This is a genomic window from Truepera radiovictrix DSM 17093, assembly GCF_000092425.1.
Taxonomy (GTDB): domain Bacteria; phylum Deinococcota; class Deinococci; order Deinococcales; family Trueperaceae; genus Truepera; species Truepera radiovictrix.
On record NC_014221.1, the window covers coordinates 1,090,466 to 1,112,977 of the forward strand.

The following is a 22,512-nucleotide window of genomic DNA, read 5'->3' on the forward strand; positions in this document are numbered from 1 at the left end:
CTAGGCTGTGAGCCGCTGCAGGGCCGCGCTCGCCCTCGTGCTCGCGCTCTTGAGCGGCACCTGGGCGGCTGCTTGCAACGCGGCCGACTACCCGCAGGCGCTCGAGCTCGAGGGCCTCGGGACGGTCTTTGTGAGCAGCTTGCGCTTTGAAGCGGCGCGCGACCGCGCCGAGCTCTCCGGCGGGCTCTGCTTCGTCTCCGCAGCGGACGAGGTGCTCACCGTGACGGCGCCGCGCATGGTGGTCGAGCGCCTAAGCGCCGACCCGCGCGTCTCGGTCGAGGCGGCGACGCTGCGCTTCGGGGAGGTCACGGTGTTCGCCGAGCACCTCGGCAGCGCCGAGGGCGGCTTCGCCCTGCGCGGCGTCGCGGTCAGCAGCCCGCAGGCGAGCGGGAGCGCCCGCAGTGCCCACTACACCCTCGCGGACGGGCGCACGGCGCTTAGCGAGGTCACGCTGCGGCTCGGCAACTTCCGGGTGCAGAGCGTCGGGGCGACCTTGACGGGCGGGGCGCTCGTGCTGCGCGAGGCGAGCGCGACGACCTGTGCGTGCGAGGAGGGGGGGCTCTACCTGCTGCGCGCGCCCTCGGCCCGCGTGGACTTTGTGAGCGGCGTCGTGCAGGTCCGCGACGGGGTGCTTGAGACCCTGGGGTTGCGCGTCGCGCTCAACCCCAACTTGCAGCTGCTGCTCGACGGCCCCCCACAACCCGGTGGCCCGGGGCTCAGCGTGGGGGGCGCGCGGCTCTTGCCCTCGCCGGCCGCGCCCGAACCGGTCGGGGAGACGCTCGACGAGGGGACCAAGGTGAGCGTGCCGATCCAGCTGCTGCCGGAAGCCTCGCTCGAGCTCGGCGTCGCGGGGCTCGACGAGGGGCGCCCGCTCGGCCTGGTGTCGCTGCTGAGGCTCGGGCGGGGGAACGTGCGGGCGGCGTTTGGGCGCGCCGGGCCGGGGCTGCGCGCCGACCTGCTGCTGCGGCGCCCCGTAGCCCCCGGCGTCGCTTTCGACTTTAGCTTGACCAACCGCCACTGGGCCGAGGAGGGCTTTTTGCACGAGGGCGCGCTCGCTTTGCACGCGGGGCGCCGTTTGACGGAGGTGCTCGCGCGGCTGCTGCCGCAGGCCGCCCTCGCGCAAGACACCCTCGCGCTGAGCGCTAGGGCCTTTACCGCCTTTTCGAGCCAGCGCCTCCCGAGCGGCCCCGTGCTCTCACCGCGCCTAGGGGTGCAGGGGAGCGCCGTCTACACCCTGCCGCCGCTCCCGGCGGGCACCTTCGCGCTGCGCACCGAGAGCACGCTGACGCACTACCCGAGCGTCCGCGACGAGTTGGGGAACGCGGCGGCGCAGTTTAGCCTGCGCTTCGTGCCGTCGTGGCGCGGGGTCTACGGGCCGCTGACGGCGACGGTGAGCTTCGAGCGGCAGCTCGTGCTGGGGGGCTCGCCCTTTTCGGCGCGACTCGACCGTTTGGAGCCGCGCAGCCTCGTAAGTGGCAGCGCCGAGCTCGCCCTCCCCCCCTGGCGCTTCGGGGTGCAGGCGCGCTACAACCTGCTCGCCGCCGCCGAGGGGCGCAACCCCGTGCGGCGGCTCCACGCGAGCGCGCGGCGCGACCTTAGCTGGGCGGGGGGGCGCGCGGCGGCGCGCGCCGAGGTGGAGCTCGCGGGCCTGCTGGGGCCGCCGGAGCCGAATGTGGACGCCTTCGTGCGCTTTGTCGGCGACGCGGCGTGGGAGGAGCTGGGGCTCGAGCTCGGCACCCAGCTCCGCTACAACCTAGCGCGAGCGGCGACCGGCCTCGAGCTGCTCGAGCTCTCGGCGAGCTACCCCGTGACGCTCTCCGACGTCACGCTGCGCCCCTTTTTGGCGCTTAACGCCGCCCCGCTCCTCACCGGCGCCCCCCTGGAGGCCCCGACGGACGCCGTGTCGGGCTACGGGCTCGAGCTCGCGGTGAGGAGCTGCTGCGGTACACTGATCGCGTCCTACCGCCTCCACGACGGGGCGGTGAGGACCGCTTTCGACGTGCAGATCGTCCCCGCCTCCGAGGTTCAACCATGACTTACCCCCCCTTAGCGCCGTGATGCGCCTCGACCGTTACCTGCTGCGCGAGTGCCTGCCGGCGCTCCTCTTTAGCCTCTTGCTCTATAGCGGCCTGGCGGTGACCAGCGCGAACTTTCCGCGCCTGCAGTGGATCATCGGCACGCCCCTCTGGGGGATGCTCGGTTGGTTGGCGCTGCAGCTGCCCACGGCGATTGTCCAGACGCTGCCGATCGCGCTGCTTCTAGCCGTGCTCCTCACCTTCGGGCGCCTCGCCGCGGCTAACGAACTGCTCGCGGTGCAAGCGGGCGGGGTGGCGCTGCGCCGCCTGAGCGCCCCCATGCTCGCGCTCGGGCTGCTCGCCGCGGGGTGTGCGCTCGCCATGAACCAGTGGGTCTTGCCGCGCGCTAACGTGCGGGTCGGCGCGCTCTGGTGGGAGCTCACAAGTGGCGGCAGCGGGCTTTTCCGGCTCGAGCGCCAGAGCATCCCCTTGGGGGAGTTTTCGCTCTCGTTTGCCGCGACCGACCGCCGCACCGACGACCTCTTCGGGGTGCGCCTGGAGGCCTGGCGCGGGCGCCAGCTGAGCGTGGTGCTCGCCGAAAGGGCCCGCTTCGTCGAGGGGGGGCTCGAACTCTACGGCTACCAGAACGCCGTTTTGGACGTCGGCAGCTTGCGCGACGGCGCTGGCACCCCCGAGGCGCAGCTCCAGGCGCTCGTGCGGCTGCATAACCGCGCCCCCTCGCCCGACGCACCGCTGCGCATCACCTTCGCCGAGGACGTCGACGAACTCATCACCCGCTTTTCCGGCGGCGGCTTCGAGGACACCCGTTCGGTGACCCGCACCCTAAGAGACGCCAACGACCCGAGCCTCAGCGCCGCCGAGCGCCGCGCCGCGGCCGTGCTCTTTCACCGCAAGTTGGCCGAGCCCTTTGCCAACCTCACGCTGCTCGCGGTCGCGCTGCCGCTGGCGGTGCTACACGCCCGCAGCCGCAGCGTCGCCTTCGGTCTATCGCTCGCCGTGACGCTCGCGTGGTATCTGCTCCTCACCCTGGGGCAGCTGCTGGCCCAAGCGGGGGTGCTGCCGGTATGGCTGGGGTTGTGGTTCGGCAACGCGCTGCTGTTGCTCTTGGGGCTCTATCTGCTCTACGCGAGGACCAACCTCAGGTAGCGGCGTCAGCACCGGTGCGACGGGGTCGTGCGCGCCCCGCAACGCCACTCGTTCGCAACCGAGGCGGTGCGGCGGGGGGCGAAGGTCTACGGCCTCAAAAAGGTGCTGGGGCACGCGTCGATTGCGACAACGGGGGTAACCTGCACGCGGACGAGCTCGAGCAGATGGCGGCGGTTGCCGAGTGTGCTTTAGCAGGGCTGACGGTACAATGGCACTGATGACTTCACATCCGGCTCCTTTGTTTGATCTTCCCGAGGTAAGAAGCCCTGACCTTTTAGAGGCTATCGCGCTGCTGTCGGAGGCCGGAATTGAGGAGCGTGGTGCAGTTTTTACCAACCCTGAGGTTGTTCACTTCATGCTCGACCTGGTGGGTTACACCGCTGAACATGATCTAACCCAGCTACGCATCCTGGAGCCATCCTTTGGAGACGGTAGTTTTCTTCTGCCGGTGGTAGACAGGTTATTAGCTTCTTGGAAGCGCCATCATCAGAGTCGTGAACCCTATAGCGTCCTCAAAAACAGTCTAAGAGCAGTAGAGTTACACCGTGATACGGCTCGGGCGACTGAGCAAAAGGTGATCGCCAAGCTAGAAGCCGCCGGGATCAAAGCAGCTACTGCGCAGGACTTGACTAGAGATTGGCTATTGCAAGATGATTTTCTTGCAGCATCTATAGAGGGTAAATTTACACATATTGTCGGTAATCCCCCGTATGTCCGCCAAGAGCTTATTTCGGCACCACTGATGAAGTTTTACCGTAGCAAGTACGCGACGGTTTATGATCGAGCCGATCTCTATGTCCCATTCATCGAGCGCGGTCTGAGATTGCTAGAGCCGGGCGGCAAACTCTCCTTTATTTGCTCAGATCGATGGATGAAGAACCGCTACGGTAGACGGCTCCGTAAGCTTGTGGCCGACAACTACCACCTGAAGCACTACGTTGACATGGTAGGTACTGACGCCTTCAGAACCGAAGTGGCTGCATATACCTCAATCACGACCATCGTAAATGATCGGGGTGACACGACTGCGATAGCCAAGCGCCCGAAGTTGGATGCCGCTTATCTAAAGGAATTGGCTGTGCAGCTTAATAACGAAGATCGTGCTGAGGGCGCCCCAGTCGAGGTGATATCCAACGCAGTCAATGGAGATGAGCCGTGGCTACTGGACTGTGCGCCGCAGCTTCAGCTTATCCGTGCTATCGAACGGGCTTACAAGCCGCTAGAAGAGGCCGGGGGGCGTGTGGGTATTGGAGTTGCTTCCGGCTGTGACCGGGTGTACATAGCGCCTTACGACGCGCTAGACGTGGAGCCGGAGCGCAAGTTGCCTATTGCGATGGCGCAAGACCTGGCCAGTGGCCAGTTTGTCTGGGGCGGCAAGGGCATTATCAATCCCTTTGAGGCCGACGGGCAGCTAGCAAATCCCGACCACTATCCCAAATTCGCTGCTTTCCTCGAGGCTAACCGTAAGACGATAGCTGAACGGCACGTTGCACGGAAAAACCCTTCTGGCTGGTTCCGGACGATCGACCGTATTTATCCGCACCTCGCTGGAGAAAAAAAACTGCTCATCCCCGATATTCGGAACGAGCCGATTGTGGCTTACGAAGAGGGAACCGCCTACCCGCACCACAATCTCTACTGGGTGACAAGCCGGACATGGGATCTGCGGGCGCTCCAAGCCGTCCTGCGTTCAGATATAGCGAAGCTATTTGTCTGGGCCTATTCAGTCAAGATGCGGGGTGGCTGGTTGCGTTTCCAAGCGCAAAACCTGCGCCGCATCTGCCTTCCGGTTTGGGAAACTGTAAGCGAGCAGATGAGGGAAACGCTTATCGAACTAGGCGGTGGCAACGACCATGCCGCAATTAACGCAGCTGTGTTCGAGCTTTACAATCTCGACTGGCGCGACATCGAAATAATTAAATCCATCAACTAACACACAGATGGTATGTGTTTGGGATGGCTCTCGACCTCGCTAATTATCAGGACAAAGTGGCTTCGGCAGTAAAGCGGTTCTGGCAAACCCGCATAAGCTCCGGTGACAATCGGGCTAGCGTTGTGCAAGGCAAGCACCTTGACGGCTTTTTCGACCTTATTACCGACCTCGCCACCGCGAACGGCCTACCCGCTAGCAGTGTTCGCTCAAAGGGCGACGTCGTTCTGCCAGGCTACTTCCGAGCCACGAAAACCTGGGACGTGATTGTCGTGCATAAGGAAAATCTGATCGCAGCTTTCGAGTTTAAGTCCCAAGTTGGCCCTTCTTTTGGTAACAATTTCAATAATCGCTTGGAAGAGGCGATAGGAAGCGCGACAGATCTATGGAGGCTTTCCGAGAGGGAGCTTTTGGCATGGTGCCACGCCCGTTTCTAGGCTATTTGGTGCTACTGGAAGACTGCGAGGCGTCAACGAAGCCGGTGAAGGTGGACGAGCCGCACTTTTCCGTGTTTCCAGAGTTTAGGGGTGCGAGCTACCTCGAGCGCTACAGATTGTTGTGCGAAAAGCTGATGACGGAGCGAATTTATGATTCCGCGACACTGCTTTACTCAGAGCGTACCGCTGCCAGAGACGGTAGTTATGCCGAATACTACCTCCACGATTTCGTGAGTGGCTTTGCTAGTCACGCGGCAAAGGCTGCCACTTAGATAGAGGTAGGTTTATGGATCGCGGTCGTATGGGCAAGAACACGACTATAGAGTGTAATTGAGCGCACAAAAAACTAAACAACAGATCGCGGTAGTGCTCGGCTTGTTTAAAGGTCTTTGTCAACTTGGGTTAGCGCGTCTCTTTTACTCTTTCGTCGTTGTCTGCCGCTCTTCTTCGCGAGCAACACCACCTCGAGCGTCACCCCCCGCGTCGTCACCTCCGTCAGTTGCACATCCGACACGAGCTCCGACACGGGCGCTTTGACCTACTGCTTCTCAAGCTCCCCTCCTCGACCCGGTCGCTCACGGTCACCACCAAACCCGAACCGCTTGGCAGGTCGGGGATCTTGAGCGCGTGCGAGCGCACCGCCGGGGTGCGGGTCGCCACGGAGAGTTTTCGAGCGCCGGGGAGCCCGGGCTGTATTCGGCGCGGATGACCGCTGAGCCCTGGTCGATGGCGAGGTGCGCGAGCGCTTGCAGGTCGCCCACCGTCGCGCTCCGCAGCCGGCAACGGGTTGCCGGAAGCTTCCCGTCGGCTCTTTTGTCAGCCGAAAGGCGTCTGTATGCTAGATTAGAAAGTCTGATGGACGCGCCGCAGAGCCTGCTCGACAAAACCTCCTACCTGAGTGACGCCGCCAGGGCGCGCCTGTGCGAAGCCTACGCGCTCGCCGAGGCGGCGCACCGCGGTGTGACGCGCCGTTCGGGGGAGCCCTACATCACCCACCCGGTCGCCGTCACCGAGCTTTTGGCCGAGATGCACCTCGACGTCGACGCTCTCATCGCGGGGCTGCTGCACGACACCGTCGAGGACACCGACGTGACCTTCGAGGAGATCGAGGCGCGTTTCGGCGCCCCCGTGCGCCGCATCGTCGAGGGTGAGACGAAGATCAGCAAGCTGAAAATCCGTCAGCTCGAGGCGGGGGCGGAGGAGGAGCAGGCCGAAAACCTCCGCCAGATGCTCCTGGCGATGGTCGGCGACGTGCGCATCATCCTCGTCAAACTCGCCGACCGGCTGCACAACATGCGCACGCTGCGGCACATGCCCCCCGAAAAGCAGCGCCGCATCGCCCGCGAGACCCTGGAGATCTTTGCGCCGCTCGCGCACCGCCTGGGGATCAACCACATCAAGAGCGAGCTCGAAGAGCTGGGGTTTTTCTACCTCGAGCCTGAACGCTACCGCGCCCTGCAGCGGCAGGTGCGGATGCGCCGCGCCGAGCGCGAGGCGTACGTGCAGCGCTCGATCGCCCTTTTAGAGGAGCGGCTCGCCCAAGAGGGGCTCACCTTCGAGATCTCGGGGCGGAGCAAGGGGCTCTACAGCGTCTACCGCAAGATGCAGCGCGACGCTAAAAACTTGGACCAGATCTTCGACCTCATGGCGATCCGTGCGATCCTCACCCCGACGGGGGGCGGGGAGAGCGTCGAGGATGAGGAAAAAGCGATCTGCTACCGCGCTCTGGGGATCATCCACTCGATCTGGACGCCGATCCCGGGCCGCTTTAAAGACTACGTGGCGGTGCCCAAACCGAACGGCTACCAGTCGCTGCACACGACCGTCATCGGCCTCCAGGGCCAGCCCATCGAGGTGCAGATCCGCACGCGCCGAATGCACGAGATCGCCGAGTACGGGGTGGCGGCGCACTGGGCGTACAAGCAGGGTTTTGGCGACCCCTCGCAGCTCCAAGCACGCCTGACCTGGATGAAGCAGCTTCTAGACGTCAACAACACCGCCGAGAGCGCGGGCGCCTTTATCGACACCGTCAAGAGCGACTTCCTCTCCGAGCGGGTGCTCGTCTTTACCCCGGCGGGCGACGTGGTCAACCTGCCTTTGGGCAGCACCCCCATCGACTTTGCCTATCACGTGCACACCGAGGTCGGGCACCGCTGCATCGGCGCGCGCGTAAACGGTGAGATCGTGCCGCTCTCCTACGCGCTGCAGACGGGCGACCGGGTCGAGATCCTCACAAACCGCGGCGCGCAGTATGGGCCGTCGCCCGACTGGTTGAGCATCGCGGTGACGCGCGGGGCAAAGCAGAAGATCCGCCACTACTTCCGGCAGCAGGAGCGCGAAGGGGTCCTGGAGAGCGCGAAGCGCACGCTCGAGCGTGCCTTGCGCCGCAAAAACCTCTCGGTCGCGCACTACACCGGCAAAAAGCTCGAAGTCGCCGCCAAAAAGCTCCTAAACGCCGACTCGGTCGACGAACTCTACCTCGCGCTGCACGCCAAGCGCCTGACGACCAAGCAGATCCTCGCCGAGCTCGTGCCGAGCACCCCCAAGGGGCCCGACCCCAAAACGCCTCCGAAAGCGCGGCACGGTACGGGGGGCATCTACGTCGACGGGCTCGACGCGCCCGCCAAGCTGGCGCAGTGCTGTAGCCCCGTGCGCGGCGACGACGTCGTCGGCTACGTCACGCGGGGGCGCGGCGTGACGGTGCACCGCTACAACTGCCCGAACGTCAAGCACCTGCTGCGCAAAGAGAGCGAACGCCTCGTCAACGTCACCTGGGACGCGCCGAGCGGCGAGGTCTACCCCGTGGACTTCGAGGTCATCGGGGTCGACCGCCCCGGGCTGCTGATGGACGTGCTCGACGTCATCGCCTCGATGAACAAGTCGGCCTCGCGGGTAACGGCCGACGTGCAAGACAGCACGAGCGCGCGCATCCACTTTCGCATCGACGTCAAGGATCAGAGCGAGGTCGACCGGGTCAAAGACACCGTGCTGCGCATCGCGGACGTGACCCGCATCTACCGCTCGAGGCCGGGGCTCAAGGTGTGACGCGCAGGTTTTGACGCGGCGGCGGCGGCCGTGTTAGACTCGCTCTTGTCCCGTCGGCTCAGCGCGGTGGCGACCCTCGAACCTGGTCAGGTCGAAAGAAGCAGCCATAAGGGGTGATCGTCAGGTGCCGCTGAATCCCGGCGGGGCTTTTTTGTCACGCCTCGGCATCTCCCGTGAGCACGGTGCCGTGCGGGGCCGCGCCGGTTTTCAAACGACACACCTACGCGCTCAGCGCCGCTCTTACCTCTAGGTGCTACACTGCCGTTATCCGGGTCGAGGTGATGAAGGCGCCTTACATAGCGCTCGAGGGTGTGAGCAAAGCTTACAAAACCCGCGAGGTGTTGACGTCTATCTGCCTCGAGGTCGACCGAGGCGACTTCGTCGCCATCGAGGGGGGACCCGAGTCGGGTAAGTCCACCCTGCTCAGCCTTATCGGCCTGCTCGACACGCCTAGCTCGGGGGCCTACCGCTTAGAGGGGCGCTCGGTCGCTGGGCTTTCCGATACCCAGCGTGCAAGGCTGCGCAACCGGACCTTCGGTTTCGTCTTTCAAACGCCGACGCTGCTGCCGCAGCTCAGCGCGTGGCAGAACGTCGCGAGGCCGCTGCTCTACGCCGGTGTCGCCCGACGCGAACGGCAAAGACGCGCGCTGGAGCTTCTGGAAGCGCTGGACCTCGCCGACCGGGCGCACCTTCGGCCCGCCCACCTCTCCTTCGAGGCGCAGAGGCGCGTCGCGCTCGCCCGGGCGCTGGTCAACGACCCCCCCATCCTCTTGCTCGACGAGCCGACGAGCCGACTGACAGCAGCGCAGTGGGAGCCGCTGCTCAAGCTCGTCGAGGCGCGTCACAGAGCGGGCGCGACGGTGCTTCTGACCACGCGCGACCCCGCCGTCGCGGCGCGCTCGAGCACGCGGTACGTGCTCGATGGTGGTCGGCTCGAGCCGGTGGCGCCGGAGGGGACGGGCGGCACCGAAACGCCCAGCGAGGCGCTAAGGCTCTACGCCCTGGGGAGCCCGCAGGTCTTCTACCGGGGACGACTCTCCCTCGCGCCCCGCCAGCTCGACATCCTAGCGCTGCTAGCGGCCCACCCCGAAGGGCTGAGCGGCGAACGGCTCCTGCTCCTGACCTACGGCGACGCGGGGAAGATGGCGACGCTGAAGGCCTCGCTATCGCGGCTCCGCCAGAGCATCCCGATCACCAACCGCCCCTACCGCCTCGGGGTGGCCTGCTACGTCGACTTCACCGAGGTGACCGAGCTGGTGAAGCGGGGCGAGGTGGCCGCCGCCGTGCAGCGCTACCGGGGGGACTTGCTCCCCGCGTCGGACGCGCCGGGGGTGGTCGAACTGCGCGAGACGCTGCTCGAGGCGCTGCGCCAGGCCGCGCTAGCGTCAGAGGATGCCGACGCGGTGTTCGCCCTCGCCGAAACCCAAGGCGACGACCTGGAGCTCTGGGAAGCTGCCCTTGATCTTCTACCGACCGATAACCCAAAGGTCGCGTTGGCTCAGGCGCATCTCAAGCGGGTTGAGAAGGCGTGGGAAGACTAGGGTACGGGAGACACGGTCGTCTCCCGTTCGCCAACGTGAGCGTGCGGCAACCGTAAAGCAACCTTCACGCGCGCGTGTGTAACGCCAGTTTTGCTGGGCAACCTTTCGGCAACCCCCGCTGTGCTCGAGTAGCAGAGGGAGGTGCGCGTGGGGCTGCAAACGTCACTCGCCATTAGAGACCTTGGGTACCGCTACGGCCCTCGCTGGGCGCTCCGCGGTGTGAGCGCCGCGTTGCAACCTGGCATCACCGGCCTTTTGGGGCCCAACGGCGCGGGCAAGACCACGCTGATGCGGCTCTCGGTGGGGCTTCTCTCGCCCGACGAGGGAGGGGTCTCCTTGCTAGGTGGCGACCCCTACGAGCACCCTCACCTGCGCTCGCGCGTGGGCTACTTGCCGCAGCACTTCAGCCCCCCCAGCTCGATGCGGGTGGGGGCGTACCTCGAGTGCCTCGCGCTGCTTTCAGGCCGGAGTGCGCGGGAGGCGCGTTCCGGCGTCGCCGAAGCGCTCGCTGCGGTCGGTCTGAGCGACCGCAGCCGCAGTACGCTCGGGTCCCTCTCCGGCGGGATGTTGCGGCGCGTGGGGGTCGCTCAAGCTATCGCCCACCGCCCGCAGCTTCTTATCGTCGATGAGCCGGCGGCTGGGCTCGACCCCGAAGAGCGCGCGCGCCTCTACCGCAGCTTGAGGGACGCGGCGGCGGAGCGGCCCGTGCTGGTGTCGTCTCACATGGTGGACGAGATCGAAAGAGAAGCCGACGCCGTGTGGTTTTTGCGCAGAGGTGAGCTCGTGTGGACGGGCCCCGTGGAGGAGGCTCTGGCGCAGATGGCTGGGCGGGTGAGGGAAGGGGAGCTGCCGCGGGGTGCGGCGCCAAGAGGCGTCGTCGTCGCCGAAAAGCGGACTGCGGGCGGCACCCATTGGCGCGTGATCGGCGAGGACGGCAGGCTAAAGGTTTGTCAGCCGACCTTGCTCGACGCCTACCTCGCGCACGTGGGTCAGGGTACTTGAGCTGTGATGAGGCCGCATTTTTTTAGGACGCTCTGGCTCGGTGCGAGGCTCGAGTGGCTGCGCCTGAGGGCAAACCCGGCGAGTTGGCCTCTCGCGGGGCTCCTCATCGCCGGGGGACTCATCGTCGGACGCCTGGACGCTGCCAGCTTTGGGCTGCACAGCCTGTTCGACACCTTGCAGCTCGCGATGTTTTTAACGGTCGTTTCGGCCTTCTGGGGGTGGCAGGCGACCGCAGCGGCGGTTCATCCGCGGGCGAGGGAAGTTTTAGCTGCAAGAGCCGTCGACGAGTGGACCCTGCAGGGGGCTCGGGTCGCCGTGACGGGGCTCTACGGTGGCCTGATCACCTTCCTCGCCTTTCTGGCTCTGGCCGTGCCGCGCTACTACCTCCTAGCGCCCTGGTGGGTGGGGCTGCGTTGGCTCCCCGTGATCGTTCTCGCCCACACGCTGGCGGCGTCCCTAGGAGGGCTAGCTGCTCTCCTTTCTGTACGTAGACCGGGTCTCGGCGTGCCCCTCACCCTAGGGCTGTGGGGTGCCTGGGTGGGGCTCGCGCCGGTGTTCGGCCCGCTGTGGCCCGACCTCTTCTTGCGGGTGCTGCGTTGGAACGACGTGCTGCAAGACGCGGCCATCGAGCCCTTGCGTTGGCCCTTGCTCGTCAGCTTTGCCTTGGCAACCCTGGTTACGCTTACCCTCGGCACCTCGCTGCTATGGGGGCTCGAGCGCCGACGTTTGGCCGTGACGAAACCTCCCGCCATGCGCTCGGCAGCGCTTCTGGGGGTGGTGCTGGCCTTGGGGGTGGGCCTGCTGGGTTTGGGGAGCGCCTGGGCCGCTAGGGAACGGGCGCTCACGCTCGCAGCGCCCCGCCAGGGCAGCGCCGCGCGTAGCCTCTTTTGGAACCCGGCGCGCTTGACGCTCTCGGTAGAGCGTGAAGCCAACCGTGAAAAGCTTCGTGGACCCGCTCGGCCGACCGCCGTCGCCCCCCGCGACTTCATGACCTTCGCCCCCTATATCGGTCGGCACGGCGTCGTCTTGCCGATAGGCCGCGTTGAAGCGGGTCGTTACGACTTCACCGTATATCCTTCGTCCGGCTGGGAGCTTTACGGGTGCTCCCGGGTGGCTCCAAACGGCGAGGGGGTGCGGTGTGCGGGGGCAGACGCCGAGGCGGACTGGTTGCTGATCTTGCCGGAAGGCGCGCTCGAGACGGCGGACCGGGCGATGCGCGCGCTCGACCCGACGCTTTACGAGGCGAAAGCCCTCTACGACGCCTCGGTGCGCGCTGCGCTCGCCAAGCTGGAGCGACCTGTTCCGGAGATCCTACCGTTTGGTGGCAGTGGGTCGCTGTGGTTGGGCGAGAAGACCCTTGCGGGCGCGACGGTGTTCGGCGAGCGCGCGCTGATGCGGCGCCAAGCGGTGCATGAGGCGGCGGTCACCGTAGCGGCGAACCTGCTCGGCGTGAGGAAGCCCAACGAGGCGCTCTATTCGGCGCAGAGCCCGTTGGAACCCAATGTGCCGCTCGCGCTCGTGGCAGTTCTCGACCGGCTGCTCTTGGAGGGCGCCGACCTCGAGCCGGCAGAAGCCGCGGTTCGCGGCGGGGAGGAGGTGGCCCTAGCTGACCGGCGCTATCCCCTCTACCCCTTTGACGACGGTAGGCGCCCGGAGTACAACACGTGGTGGCTCTCAACCCACGACCGCCTTGCGCAGGGTGTGCCCGAGGGGGAGCTGTGGGCCGCCCTTCGCAACGTTACAGATTGGAACGGCGTCGAGTCGTGGAACGACCTCCTGCGCCGCTAAAGCTTACGCGCGCTCGGGTGCCGCCGTGGTCGCGCGTGGAGGGTGCGCTCCGGTTGGCGCTGCTCCTCAACCGCCCCCTCCTGCTGAGCTACCTCGTCGCCGTGCCCACGGCCCTCTACCTGCTCACGCTGATGTCCGACGTCGCTGCGGAGCGGTGGCTCGTCCTGGAGGTCTTGTTCATCCCCTTGGGCGTCGTTTTCAGTGCGGATACGTTTCTAGGACGCTACGAAAGGGGGGAGCTCGAGCTCCTGCTAGCGCGCCGTTCGGCCCGTGCGCTCTTCGTGTGCCTCGTTGCGCCTAGCGTCGCCCTGCTGCTCCTCGGCAGCGGAAGTATCAGCTTGTTGGTGTCGCAAGGGGGTCCGCTCGCTGCGCTCGCTCGCGCAGCGTTGCTGCTCGGCGCGACGCATCTCTTGCTCGTTCTCACGCGTAGCCGTCCGTTCGCCCTGTCGCTCTTCGGCCTGTGGTGGCTTACTGGCTTCGCCTTTATGGTGCCCTGGGTTGAAGCGGCGCCTACAGCGCTGCTGCTCCTGCACCCCATGCGCCTCAGCGGGGGTGGGGCGATGGACGCGGGCCTTGAGGGCGCTACGCTGCTCGTGGGTGTCGGTTCGTTCGTGGCCGCTTGGTGGGCGGTTGGCCGCGCGAAGCGGTGGGTGACCTGAGGCGCGCCGCCCTGCGGGAGCGCTCCCTTGGCGTTTGCGCGACCGGTTACCGGCCGGTCGCTGTGACGGTGACAGGCGTTTTGCCGCTAGGTGTTCCGCGGCGCTATGGCGCCAGCGTGAGGTGTGCCGCAACTTGCTCGAGCCCCGCGACGCCTTCGATGTCCCGCGCAAAGAGCGGAACGTGTAGCTGGGGCCAGTTGGCGAAGCGGGTTGCAATCTCCCCGAGGTACACCCGTTCTTGCGCCCGTCGGGTAGCCCAGAACGGCCCCTCGGCTTCGGCCGGTAGCACGCGGTTGACGACGAGCCCAGCGACCGGCACCCGAAAGCGTGCAAGCGTGTCGAGCGCTTTGGCGCTCTCCAAGATGGGCAGCTTTTCAGGGGTCAACACGAGCACGAAGGCGCACCGATCGGCGTCTAAGAGCAGCCTGCGGGCGCGGTGAAACTTGCGGCGGCGGGCGAGGAGTACGCTAGTGATGCGCCCCTCGCGGCTGTCGGGGAGTGCGTCCGGATCGTCAAAATAGGTGAGGTCGCTCCCCTTGCCGCCGAGCTGAGCGAGCATCCTGCCCAACCGGCCGCTGCGCTCGCGCTGCTGCAGCATCCCGTCGACCCAGGCACCCATCACCTCGGGGAGCGACAGGAGCCGCATGGTGTGGCCCGTCGGTGCGGTATCGAAGACGACCCGGTCGTAACCTTCGCTCGCCGCCTCCATAACGTCGGCGACGCGTTCTAGCAGCGCCGCCTCGAGCGCCCCCGGCGCCTGACGGGTCATGCGCATCTGCCGGTCGATTTCACCGTAGAGGTGAGGGGGCATGAGGGTGCGCAAGGTGCGGCTAACGCCGGCGACATAACGATCGGCTTCCCCTTCGGGATCGATTTCAAGCCCCCACAACCCGTCTGCTAAGGGGTACTCGCGTTCACCGAGCTGGCAACCGAAAAGGTCGCCGAGCGAGTGCGCGGGGTCGGTTGAGACGAGCAAGCAGCGTTCACCGCGCCGCGCCCACTGCAGCGCGAGCGCGGCGGCGGTGGTGGTTTTGCCGACCCCCCCCTTGCCCCCTACGAAGACGATGCGCTGCTGCTCGAGCACGTCGCAAGTACTCTAGCAGCACCTGAAGTGGTCTAGAGGCGAGCGTTCCATCCCCATCCGGGTGTGCCACGCGTGAAAACGGTCGTAGAGCAGGGGTTGTAGCTCGAGGGTGTAGTAGGTGGCGGGGTTTTCGACGCCTAACAGCTCGGCGAAGACCATCAGCATAAATAGGTCGTCTTGGTCGCGTTTGGCTCTCGCCACGGCGCTGCGGTAGGGGGCTGCGTAAAACTCGCTTAAAAAGTCCTGTACGGTTTTGAACGTTGCGCGCATCAGTCCCCCGGTTGGGTGGCGCCCTGGCGGGCGCGGTAGAAGGCGGAGAACGACTCGAGGCTCACCCAGATCGCCGCGATAAGGATCAGCGTGCCCATCGAGACGAGCAGCCAGTTCTGCTGCTGCCAGAAGGTGCCGAGCTGGATAAAGAGGGCCATCACCGTCATCACCACCAGGAAAACCATCGGCAGCAGGGTGTAGATCGTCGGCCTGCCTAGCTTGCGCAGAAAAACGGTGATGACGAGCAACGTAAGGCCGGCGAGAAGCTGATTGGTGGCGCCGAAAAGGGGCCAGATGACGAGCCCCCCGGTGCCGCCCCCCTCACCCGCGCCGAACGCTAGCGCCACGCAGGCTGCAACGGCGAGCCCGGTGGCGACCCAGCCCTTGCCGAGTACGGGCAGGTTGTAGATGGTGCCCCACTCCTGGATGATGTAGCGTTGTAACCGCACCCCCGTGTCCATCGTCGTGGCGGCGAAAAGCACGACCATCACCGACAGCAGCGTAGCGGCGAAAGCGGTCGGGATACCGAGCCCCTGGTTGATGATCGCAGCGCCTCCTTGCACGAACGTGCTCGCCCCACCGGCAGCGAAGCTGCTGTACACCCCCTCCCAGTCGCCCAGCGAAGCGAAACCTGCGGTGCACGCGATGACCGTCGCGAGCGCCAGGGCGCCCTCGCCCGATGAGCCTAAGTAACCCACAAAGCGCGCGTCGGTCTCCTTGTCGAGCTGTTTCGAGGTCGTGCCCGAGGCGACCAGCCCGTGAAAACCGGAGATGGCCCCGCAGGCGATGGTGACGAAGAGCAAAGGGACCAAAGGGGGTACGTCGGTCGGCGGGTTGGGGTTGATGGCCGGGGCGACGACCGTGGGGTTGGCCAGCAAGATGGCGAGGTAGAGGATACCGAGGCCGATGAAAAGCTGCAACCCGTTGACGTAGTCGCGCGGTTGCAGCAGTAGCCAGACCGGCAGCAGCGAGGCGATAAAGGCGTACGTAAAGAGCACGATGACCCACAACCCGTTGGGAGCGAGCCCGAAAACCCCGTCGGGGAGCGAGATGGGTAAAACCTGGCCGACGCCCAAAAACAGGTACAACACGACGAGCGCGCCCACAGAAGGCCAGAGCAGCCCTACCCCACGGCGGTAGAGCAAGTAACCCACGACGAGGGCCACGGCGATCACGATCCACGTCGGGGCGACCGAGGAGGGGAAGTCCACGAACAAGTTGGCGATGACGATCGCGAAGACCGCGTTGACCATGAGCAAGACGAGAAAGATAACGATCATAAACAGGCTTCTCGCCCGTTTACCGACGATGTCTTCGGTGAGCGCGCCGACCGAGCGGGCGCGGTTGCGGACGCTCGCCCAGAGGGCCCCGAAGTCGTGCACACCGGCGAAAAAGATGGTGCCCAGAACGACCCATAAAAAAGCCGGCAACCACCCCCAGATCACGGCGATAGCGGGCCCGACGATGGGCGCTGCGCCCGCGACCGACGTGAAGTGGTGCCCCCACAACACGAAGCGGTTGGTCGGGACGTAGTCTACGCCGTCCTCGAGCTCGTGGGACGGCGTTTTAAAGTTGGGGTCGAGTCGGTAGATGGTGGTGGCGACGAACCTCGAGTACACCCCGTACCCGATGGCAAAGGCGGCCAATCCGACAACGGCTAAAAGAATGGCGTTCATGGTGTCCCCTCTCACGGCCCTGACGGGGTGGTCCGTAACCTCGGCGCCTTTAGGACAGGTTGCTTGACGTTCAGTATAAAGGTTAAAGCGTAACGGTGCTGCAACCCTAACCGCCGTACGCTAGGGATAGGGCGACCGAGGGCGTAGCCTACGCCCACAACGCCCACCGTCGGGTGCGCCTTAGCTAAGGCTGGACGGTGTTACGCGGTGCGTTCGGCGCGACTAGAAGAGGCGCCGCGGGAGGGGCTAGCGTGTCGCCTCGCTCTCGCGGACGCGCCGAACACAGGTGGCGTTGGCCGCTTTGAAAGAGCGGCGGGAAAGGGGTAAGCGCTGCGGTTCACGCTCGCCATGTCGTCCTTCCTGCTCGCACTCATCGTCGGGCTGGGTGGCTGGCTGCTGGTCTTTGGCGCGCGCGCGGTCCGCTGGGTGGAGGGGAGTTCGCGCGACTATGTGGTGGGGCGAGACCCGACCCTCGAGCCCCGTAGCGACGCGAACCTTTCGCTCAGCCACTTCGGGGAGGCGCTGAGGGCGCTGCAGCGCAGCGTCCCCGGCGACTACCGCGCTTACGCCAAAACGTCGCTCACGGGGCGGCGTATCGAACTGGAGGACGGCGCCAGCTTCCCGCTCTTTAGAGAGCTGTATGTGAGCGCTACCTTCTTCAGTGCTAGGGGGGTGGAGGTGCAGCGTGGTCGCCTGTGGGACGAGGCGGAGGGGGGCGCTGCCGTCATCGGCTACGGGCTCGCCCGGAGGCTTTTCGGCGCGGCGCAGCTCGCCGTAGGGAAGCGCGTCCGGCTCTACGCTCCGGGGGCGGTGACAAACACCGAAGAAAAGGTCATCGTCGGGGTTTTGGGGCCGAGCCCCTCTCAAGACCCCGAGCTCGACGCCGACGACGCGCTCGTGTTGCCGCTCGCGAGGCGGCTGGAGGAGGAGCAGGGAGAGCCCCTTTACCTCTTCGTCCGCTTTGAAGGCGCTTCTGAGGCCGAGCGGGTCGTACCCCACATGCGCGCTTGGTCGGAGGCGCACTTTGGCCCGGAGGGTATCGCCGAACCGATAGATAACCTCGTGCAGGAGCGGGGCCGCTTTGCCGAGGACGCCTTGGAAAGTCTAGCGGCTAGGCGCATTACACTCGTCACGTTTACCGTGCTGCTCACCCTTGCTATGGTCACGACGCTCTACACGCACCTCGGTTGGTCGTACGCGCTCGAGCGGCGCCGCTTGGGGCTCGAGCGCGCGCTGGGAGCGTCACGCGTAGGGGCGACGCTCGCCTTCGCCAAGGGCCAGCTCTTGTGGAGCCTCATCGGGGGCGGCGCAGGAGGTATCGGCTTGTGGCTGCTTGGGCCCAGGTTGGGGGCGCGTTTGGGCAGCTTGGAACCCCCGCTGCTCCTCCTCGCGGCGCTGGTTCCTTCACTGACGCTGCTCCCGCTCCTCGTGGCGACCCTCGCACCCCTGATGCGTCAGCCCGTGGCCGTCTCGCTGCGGCCTCCGCGACCTCGCGGGTGCGCTCGCCTCCCCATCTACCTGGCGTACGGCGGGCTCTCGTTGGCGCTTTCGGGCGGGATTGCGGCGACGCAGGTCTACCTGCACCTGCGAGGGGAGGCGTCCGGCTTAGAAGCGCGCTTTTCGAGGCTTTATACCCTCCAGACGGGCGCGAGCGTGCTCGACTTTCGCGCCGAACGCGCCCTCGAAGCGCTTCAAGCCGTCCCCGCTTTTGGTGGGGAGGACGTGAGGGCGCTGACGTCGCTCCCAGGGGTCCGTCGGGGGAGTTTGGCGCAAACGCTGCCACACCTGACGGTCAGCTCGGGTGGGCGGCAGCTCTCCGCGTGGACCGTCGTGGCCGACGGAGCCTACATGGGGCTGTTGGGGCTGAGCTACGGGGAGGGGACGGGTGCGCCGGAGGGGTGCGCGGTGAGTCGGCGCGTGGCTGACGCGTTGAGGGTCGGGATCGGCGCGCGCCTCGAGCTGTCGGGGAGGGGGGGTGTAGCGACCTGCGTCGTCAGCGGCACCTTGGCGCCCCCTCCCGCTCACTGGGGGTGGCTGATCGCCGACCTGCCCGAGGTCGTCGTGGCGCCCGCAGCGGGCCGCGGTTTGACGGGTGCCGTCTCTGCCGAGGCCCCCTTTCGCTCGACGCGGGTGCTGCTCGAGCTCGCCTCGCCAGAAGCTGCGCAGGAGGTCGAGGCGTGGCGCGTGCGGTCGCGGCCCGAGGTGCGAGCGGAGCTGCTGCCGCACGTCCCGGACGTCCAGGTGCTGCTTTCGGCGTGGCGCGCCGAGGTGCGGCTGGCCCTCCTCATGGCCCTACTCGCCCTGGGCGTCGGGGTGACGGGCGTCTTGAGCGGCGGGTTGCTTTTTGTACGCCGCGAACGGGCTCGTGTCGCGCTGGACCGGGCGCTGGGCCTGTCCGCGCGTCGCCTCACCCGACTATGGTGGCTGCAGACGCTCGGTCTGGGGCTGCTCTGCGTCTTGGCCGGTGGGTCGGTCGGATACGCGCTCACCATTAGGCTCTACAACGCCCTGAGCCTCGCTGCGCCGGGCTGGCCTACGCTCGAGGCTGCCGTGCTGCATCCGGGTCTGGTGCTGTTAACGGTTCTGGTACTTTTAGCCGCCAGTACGGCGGGCGTTCTTTTGGCGGCGCGTTGGGTGCGGCGGCAGGCGCTCCTCCCCCATGAGGGCCGTTAACCGCGTTAAGAGGCGGGGCCAGGGCCCCGCCTCGAGTCGCCAGCTTGCTCCCTAGGTCTACTGCCGCGCCCGCTCCACGAAGACCGCCGTCGTCCGCCCCGGTACGATCAAGGTGCCGTCGTCGCGGGCGCGCGAAAACTTCACGAGCGGGTCGCCGCTCCTGCGCTGCACGGGGTGGAGCTGCAGCGCTCTGCCGGCGAGCGCGTCCGCGCGCAGGCGCTGCACCTCGGGGGTGCCGTTAAACACCACGGTGACGCTCGCATGCTCGGGGTCGAGGCCGTGCACGTCGTCGAGGTGCATGACGATCACCCCGGGCACCTGGTCGGGGCCGGTGTTGGAGAACGTCAGGGTGTCCGTGACCTCCTGCGCGCTCCGCAGGCGGAAGAGGGGGGAGGAGCGGCGGATCTGCAGGAGCTCCCGAAAGTGCTCCGCGTTGCGGCGGATGTGGTGCGGCTCGGGCGCGGGGACCGTCCCCAAGATGCGGCTCATGACGGGCCAGTTGGCGCCGTTTTCGCGTTCGGGTGGCAGTCCGACGCCCCAGTTGTTGGTCGTGTAGGAGAAGTCGAGCCGGTTAAACCAGTCGCCCGAGTTGTACGAGTTGCGGTCGAGCGACTTTGAGCGCAAGAGGTCGCTGCCCGCGTGAAAAAAGGGCACCCCTTGGGAGAGGGCGACGAGCGAGAGCCCGAGGTTTTGCATCCGCACGCGTTCGCTCATGGGGGTGTCCAAAGGCGCTTTAAGCGCGATCGCGTCGAAGAGCGTCTCGTTGTCGTGTTTGGAGACGTAGACGATGTTCTCCTGCGGGTCCTCGGTGTACCCCGCCGGCGAACCACCGTAGTCGAGGTCGCGACCGGCGACGCGCTCGCCGACGTGGTTCTCGAAGGTGTACGCGGCGAGGTTGCCCGCCAGCCCGATGCGGATCTGGTCGCTGAGGCGCAGGAGCTCCTGGCGCTGTTCGTCCTCGCTGCCCTGGTCGGTGTCGTTGGGGGCGGTGTAGAGGCCGGTGACGAAGCCCTGCTCCTGGATGCCGGCGAAGGGGTGGCCGCCGCGCGCGCCGTCGCGCAGGCGGTCGTTAAAGGTGCCGACCCCCGTTCCCGCCATGTTGAGCTGCGTCGCGTTGACCCCGCGCGCGTTGTCGGCGACCTCGCCGAAGTTCCAGCCCTCGCCGTAGAGGTAGATGCTCGCCCCGTCGACGCCGTCTTCCTCCTCGGTGAGCGACCCGAGCGCCTCTTGCACCGCCGTCATGTTGGTGAGCATGTGGTGGCCCATGAGGTCGAAGCGGAAGCCGTCGATCTTGTAGTCGCGCGCCCACACCACAAGGGAGTCGATCATGAGTTTTTCCATCATGGCGTGCTCGGAGGCGGTGTTCGGGCAGCAGGTCGAGGTCTCGACCATGCCGTCGGCGCTGAGGCGGTGGTAGTAGCCGGGCACCACGCGGTCTAGCACCGACTTTTCGCTCTGACCGCTCGCGTTGGTGTGGTTGTAGACCACGTCCATCACGACGCGCAGCCCGCTCTCGTTGAGGCTCTTGACCATCTCGCGAAACTCGAGGATGCGCGTAGGCCCTTCGGGGTCGGTGGCGTACGAACCTTCGGGGGCCGTGAAGTGGAAGGGGTCGTAGCCCCAGTTAAAACCGTTCTGGTCGCGCACCGCGTCGACTGCGGCCTGCTGCTGCGGCGAGTTGGGGGGGTAGCTCTCGAGGTCGCCTTCGGGTTCGCGCCAGGTGCTCCGGTCTTCGTCGATGGTGGCGATGTCAAATACCGGCAGCAGGTGCAGGTGCGTGAGCCCCGCCTCGGCGAGCGCGCGCAGGTGGCGAACGCCGTGGGTGTCGTCCAAGGTAAAAGCCAGGTAGGTGCCGCGCAGCTCCTCGGGAACGAGCTCGTCGTGGGCGCTAAAGTCGCGCACGTGCAGCTCGTAGATGGTGATGTCTTCGGGAGCTTCGAGGGGCGGTTTGGCGAGCGCGTCCCAACCCTCGGGTTTGAGTGCCGGATCATTTAAGTCGACGATCTGCGAGCGCGTGCTGTTCATCGACAACGAGAGCGCGTAGGGGTCGGTGACGAGGTTTGTTTCGACCCGCTGGGTGCTCGGCGCGTAGACCACCACCTCGTAGAGGTAGTAGCGCCCGTTCCAGTCGGGGGTGCCGGTGGCCGACCAGATGCCGCTGGCCTCGTCGTAGGTGGGTTCAACGACCTCCACCGCGTCGCCGGTGGCGTCCTCGAAGAGGTGCAGGCGCACCGACTGCGCGGTCGGCGCCCAGAGGCGGAGGGTCGGGGTGCTCTCCTGCCACACCACGCCGAGCGGTTCGTCATAGGCGGCGTCGGCGTAGAGGTCGTCGAGCACGCCGGGGATCTGCACGCCGGTGGCGTCTAAAAGGGCGCCGTCGGCGCCTGTGAGAGCGAGCGCGAGCTGGCCGCGCAGCAGCTCGGGGGCGCGCGCCGCGTCGGCTTCGCCGAGCGTCAGGGCGGTGTAGTCGGCGAGGTGCGGGAAGCGCTCTCGAAGGGCGTCGGGCAGCTCACCGGCGACGCTCAGCTCGAGCGCCTCACCCCCCGTGACGCCCGTTTGGGAGAGCTCGAGCCCCGCGTCTGGGGCGTAGACGAGCGAGACGCTCGCCCCTTCGGGGAGATCTGCGTCCCAAGCGAAGGTCGTCGCGTCCAGCCAGTGGGCCCTGGAGAGGGCCAGGTTGCCCCGCGCGGGTTCCGCGTCCGGGTCGGGGAGGGTGGTGTAGACGGTCGGGTCGCCCGACAAAATCCACGCCTCGCGGCTCTCGGTGAGGTTTAGAAACTGGTCCGGGCCGGGGTCTTTGTCGTCGCCGCGGTGGACGATAAAGCCGAGCGTCTCGGCGCCCTCGACGAGCCCGACGTCCCAGTAGAGGCCGAAGTCGCTCTCGCCCGTGGGCGTCAGCCCCGACTCCCAGGTGACCGACTCGCTGGTGTCCTCCCACACGTGGAGCGTCCAGCCCTCGTAGTCGCCGTCGGGGCGGTTGTAGTGGATGCGGGCGGTGTCGTCGGGGAGCTGCGCGTAGCCGGCTCCCAAGACGCCGAACAGATAGAGGGCGCTAAGCCACCGTAAGGAGCGCGGGGGGATACGTACCGTCATAAACCTCCTAAACGCTGCTTGTGAACTTCCCCTTAGCTTACCCCGTCAGCAAGGTGCGAGCGGGTACGAGCGGCGGCTGGCGCAGGGTACAACGCACAAAAAAAGCGGGCCGAAGCCCGCACAGCCAAGCCG

General features: G+C 66.4%; 13 protein-coding genes, 1 other RNA gene and 1 pseudogene. 11 read left to right on the plus strand and 4 right to left on the minus strand.

The window, feature by feature from the left end:
* The first annotated feature begins 7 nt into the window (after positions 1-7).
* From TRAD_RS05025 to TRAD_RS05065, 10 genes and pseudogenes are all read left to right on the plus strand, one after another.
* Positions 8-2,035 (plus strand): hypothetical protein, encoded by a 2,028-nt coding sequence (locus TRAD_RS05025; protein ID WP_013177506.1) that lies wholly within the window; start codon positions 8-10, stop codon positions 2,033-2,035.
* Between the two features lie 22 nt (positions 2,036-2,057).
* Entirely contained in the window at positions 2,058-3,182 is a 1,125-nt protein-coding gene (locus TRAD_RS05030) for an LptF/LptG family permease (protein ID WP_013177507.1), read from the plus strand.
* 217 nt (positions 3,183-3,399) lie between these two features.
* Complete coding sequence (locus TRAD_RS05035) at positions 3,400-5,115, plus strand: Eco57I restriction-modification methylase domain-containing protein (RefSeq protein WP_049772973.1); 1,716 nt, start codon at positions 3,400-3,402, stop codon at positions 5,113-5,115.
* Positions 5,116-5,138: 23 nt separating this feature from the next.
* A pseudogene (locus tag TRAD_RS16790) lies at positions 5,139-5,821 on the plus strand (PaeR7I family type II restriction endonuclease).
* A 583-nt stretch (positions 5,822-6,404) separates the two neighbouring features.
* Positions 6,405-8,594, plus strand: a complete 2,190-nt coding sequence (locus TRAD_RS05045) for a RelA/SpoT family protein (protein ID WP_013177509.1) — start codon at positions 6,405-6,407, stop codon at positions 8,592-8,594.
* A gap of 50 nt (positions 8,595-8,644) precedes the next feature.
* An RNA gene (ffs, locus tag TRAD_RS15630) (signal recognition particle sRNA small type) lies at positions 8,645-8,741 on the plus strand.
* Positions 8,742-8,905: 164 nt separating this feature from the next.
* Entirely contained in the window at positions 8,906-10,135 is a 1,230-nt protein-coding gene (locus TRAD_RS16490; RefSeq protein ID WP_221401667.1) for an ATP-binding cassette domain-containing protein, read from the plus strand.
* A gap of 147 nt (positions 10,136-10,282) precedes the next feature.
* Entirely contained in the window at positions 10,283-11,137 is an 855-nt protein-coding gene (locus TRAD_RS05055; RefSeq protein ID WP_013177511.1) for an ABC transporter ATP-binding protein, read from the plus strand.
* A 6-nt stretch (positions 11,138-11,143) separates the two neighbouring features.
* Positions 11,144-12,925 carry an ABC transporter permease gene (locus TRAD_RS05060; RefSeq protein WP_013177512.1) on the plus strand — a complete coding sequence of 594 codons (1,782 nt, stop codon included), beginning with the start codon at positions 11,144-11,146 and terminating at the stop codon, positions 12,923-12,925.
* A 17-nt stretch (positions 12,926-12,942) separates the two neighbouring features.
* The gene (locus TRAD_RS05065) at positions 12,943-13,584 is read left to right on the plus strand and encodes a hypothetical protein (protein ID WP_041947156.1); all 642 of its coding nucleotides are present in this window, start codon (positions 12,943-12,945) and stop codon (positions 13,582-13,584) included.
* Between the two features lie 103 nt (positions 13,585-13,687).
* Here TRAD_RS05065 and TRAD_RS05070 read toward each other — a convergent pair whose 3' ends face one another.
* Genes TRAD_RS05070 through TRAD_RS05080 form a run of 3 tightly spaced genes read right to left on the minus strand, consistent with a single transcriptional unit; the run spans position 13,688 to position 16,614 of the window.
* Positions 13,688-14,668, minus strand: a complete 981-nt coding sequence (locus tag TRAD_RS05070; RefSeq protein WP_013177514.1) for an ArsA family ATPase — start codon at positions 14,666-14,668, stop codon at positions 13,688-13,690.
* A gap of 12 nt (positions 14,669-14,680) precedes the next feature.
* The gene (locus tag TRAD_RS05075) at positions 14,681-14,938 is read right to left on the minus strand and encodes a cory-CC-star protein (RefSeq protein ID WP_013177515.1); all 258 of its coding nucleotides are present in this window, start codon (positions 14,936-14,938) and stop codon (positions 14,681-14,683) included.
* On the minus strand, positions 14,938-16,614 hold the full coding sequence (locus TRAD_RS05080) for a carbon starvation CstA family protein (protein ID WP_013177516.1): 1,677 nt from the start codon (positions 16,612-16,614) through the stop codon (positions 14,938-14,940). The genes TRAD_RS05075 and TRAD_RS05080 overlap by 1 nt, the downstream gene beginning before the upstream one ends.
* 348 nt (positions 16,615-16,962) lie before the next feature.
* On the opposite strand from TRAD_RS05080, the gene TRAD_RS05085 reads away from it, so the two are divergent.
* Positions 16,963-19,287 carry an ABC transporter permease gene (locus TRAD_RS05085; RefSeq protein ID WP_013177517.1) on the plus strand — a complete coding sequence of 775 codons (2,325 nt, stop codon included), beginning with the start codon at positions 16,963-16,965 and terminating at the stop codon, positions 19,285-19,287.
* Between the two features lie 57 nt (positions 19,288-19,344).
* Here TRAD_RS05085 and pulA read toward each other — a convergent pair whose 3' ends face one another.
* On the minus strand, positions 19,345-22,380 hold the full coding sequence (gene pulA, locus TRAD_RS05090) for a pullulanase-type alpha-1,6-glucosidase (RefSeq protein ID WP_013177518.1): 3,036 nt from the start codon (positions 22,378-22,380) through the stop codon (positions 19,345-19,347).
* Positions 22,381-22,512 lie beyond the last annotated feature (132 nt).